This window comes from Halomonas sp. 72, from assembly GCF_052379785.1.
Taxonomy (GTDB): Bacteria; Pseudomonadota; Gammaproteobacteria; order Pseudomonadales; family Halomonadaceae; genus Vreelandella; species Vreelandella citrativorans.
On the sequence record NZ_JBQSYY010000040.1, the window covers coordinates 1 to 3,053 of the forward strand.

At 54.3% G+C, this 3,053-nt stretch carries 1 rRNA gene; it reads right to left on the reverse strand.

The annotated features are described in order from the left end of the window. Positions 1-63: 63 nt before the first annotated feature. A 23S ribosomal RNA gene (locus ACT3T6_RS17585) occupies positions 64-2,956 on the reverse strand. Positions 2,957-3,053: the final 97 nt, after the last annotated feature.

The following is a 3,053-nucleotide window of genomic DNA, read 5'->3' on the forward strand; positions in this document are numbered from 1 at the left end:
CTCGCCCAGCGCGCGTATCCGGTAGTCATCGTTGTCACTGCGACCAGACCCCTTGGGTGTTATAGGGTCAAGCCTCACGGGCCATTAGTACACGTTAGCTCAACACCTTGCAGTGCGTCCACACCGTGCCTATCAACCAGCTGGTCTCGCTGGGCCCTTCAGGAGGCTCAAGGCCTCGGGGATGTCTCATCTTGAAGGGGGCTTCCCGCTTAGATGCTTTCAGCGGTTATCCCGTCCGACCATAGCTACCCGGCAATGCCACTGGCGTGACAACCGGAACACCAGAGGGTCGTCCACTCCGGTCCTCTCGTACTAGGAGCAGCTCTTCTCAAACATCCAACGCCCACGGCAGATAGGGACCGAACTGTCTCACGACGTTCTAAACCCAGCTCGCGTACCACTTTAAATGGCGAACAGCCATACCCTTGGGACCGACTTCAGCCCCAGGATGTGATGAGCCGACATCGAGGTGCCAAACACCGCCGTCGATGTGAACTCTTGGGCGGTATCAGCCTGTTATCCCCGGAGTACCTTTTATCCGTTGAGCGATGGCCCTTCCATACAGAACCACCGGATCACTAGAACCTGCTTTCGCACCTGCTCGACGTGTCTGTCTCGCAGTCAAGCACCCTTATGCTCTTGCACTCATTGCACGATGTCCGACCGTGCTGAGGGTACCTTCGTGCTCCTCCGTTACTCTTTGGGAGGAGACCGCCCCAGTCAAACTACCCACCACACACTGTCCTCGATCCGGATAACGGACCTGAGTGAGAACGCCAATGATGCCAGGCTGGTATTTCAAGGTTGGCTCCCTTCGAACTGGCGTCCGAAGTTCAAAGCCTCCCAGCTATCCTACACAGGCAACATCAGCGTCCAGTGTGAAGCTATAGTAAAGGTTCACGGGGTCTTTCCGTCTAGCCGCGGGTACACCGCATCTTCACGGCGATTTCAATTTCACTGAGTCTCGGGTGGAGACAGCGTGGCCATCATTACGCCATTCGTGCAGGTCGGAACTTACCCGACAAGGAATTTCGCTACCTTAGGACCGTTATAGTTACGGCCGCCGTTTACCGGGGCTTCAATCAAGAGCTTCGGACGAATCCTAACACCATCATTTAACCTTCCGGCACCGGGCAGGCGTCACACCCTATACGTCCTCTTGCGAGTTGGCAGAGTGCTGTGTTTTTAATAAACAGTTGCAGCCACCTGGTATCTTCGACCGGTTCGGGCTGAAGGAGCAAGTCCTCTCACCCTACGCCGGCGTGCCTTCTCCCGAAGTTACGGCACCATTTTGCCTAGTTCCTTCACCCGAGTTCTCTCAAGCGCCTTGGGATTCTCACCCTGACCACCTGTGTCGGTTTGGGGTACGGTCGCACATGATCTGAAGCTTAGAGGCTTTTCCTGGAAGCGTGGCATCAATGACTTCGACACCGTGGTGTCTTCGTCTCGTCTCTCGGCTTTAAAGGGTCCCGGATTTACCTGAGACCCAGGCCTACTGACTTTCACCAGGACAACCAACGCCTGGCCCACCTAGCCTTCTCCGTCCCCCCATCGCAATCATGTCCGGTACGGGAATATTAGCCCGTTTCCCATCGACTACGCCTTTCGGCCTCGCCTTAGGGGCCGACTCACTCTGCTCTGATTAGCATCGAACAGAAAACCTTGGTCTTCCGGCGGGGGAGTTTTTCACTCCCCTTATCGTTACTCATGTCAGCATTCGCACTCGTGATACCTCCAGCAAGCTTCTCAACTCACCTTCATCAGCTTACACGACGCTCCTCTACCGCTCATTCATAGAATGAACCCGTAGCTTCGGTATCTGGTTTAGCCCCGTTACATCTTCCGCGCAGGCCGACTCGACTAGTGAGCTATTACGCTTTCTTTAAAGGATGGCTGCTTCTAAGCCAACCTCCTAGCTGTCTGAGCCTTCCCACATCGTTTCCCACTTAACCAGAATTTGGGGACCTTAGCTGACGGTCTGGGTTGTTTCCCTTTTCACGACGGACGTTAGCACCCGCCGTGTGTCTCCCACGCTTGCACTCACCGGTATTCGGAGTTTGCCTCGGGTTGGTAAGTCGGGATGACCCCCTAGCCGAAACAGTGCTCTACCCCCGGCGGTGATACGTGAGGCGCTACCTAAATAGCTTTCGAGGAGAACCAGCTATCTCCGGGCTTGATTAGCCTTTCACTCCGATCCACAAGTCATCCAAATCTTTTTCAACAGATCCTGGTTCGGGCCTCCAGTTGATGTTACTCAACCTTCACCCTGCTCATGGATAGATCGCCCGGTTTCGGGTCTATATCCAGCGACTGTGTCGCCCAGTTAAGACTCGGTTTCCCTACGGCTCCCCTATACGGTTAACCTCGCCACTGAATATAAGTCGCTGACCCATTATACAAAAGGTACGCAGTCACAGAACTAGTCTGCTCCTACTGCTTGTACGCACACGGTTTCAGGATCTATTTCACTCCCCTCTCCGGGGTTCTTTTCGCCTTTCCCTCACGGTACTGGTTCACTATCGGTCAGCCAGGAGTATTTAGCCTTGGAGGATGGTCCCCCCGTCTTCAGTCAAGGTTTCTCGTGCCCCGACCTACTCGATTTCACAGGATCAGATTTTCGACTACGGGGCTATCACCCGCTATGGCCGAGCTTCCCAGCTCGTTCGTCTAATCAGTCACCTGCTTAAGGGCTGGTCCCCGTTCGCTCGCCGCTACTGGGGGAATCTCGGTTGATTTCTTTTCCTCAGGGTACTTAGATGTTTCAGTTCCCCTGGTTCGCCTCCTGCACCTATGTATTCAGTACAGGATACTGACCTTGTGGTCAGTGGGTTTCCCCATTCAGAGATGTCCGGGTCACAGGTTGTTTGCCACCTCGCCGAACCTTATCGCAGGCTTCCACGTCTTTCATCGCCTCTGGCTGCCTAGGCATCCACCGTGTGCGCTTCATTGCTTGACCCTATAACCCGAAGGGGTCTGGTATCTCGCAATGACAACGATTGCCGGATACGCTTGAGACGTATCACACAACAATTACGTATCAACGTTTTAAAAAA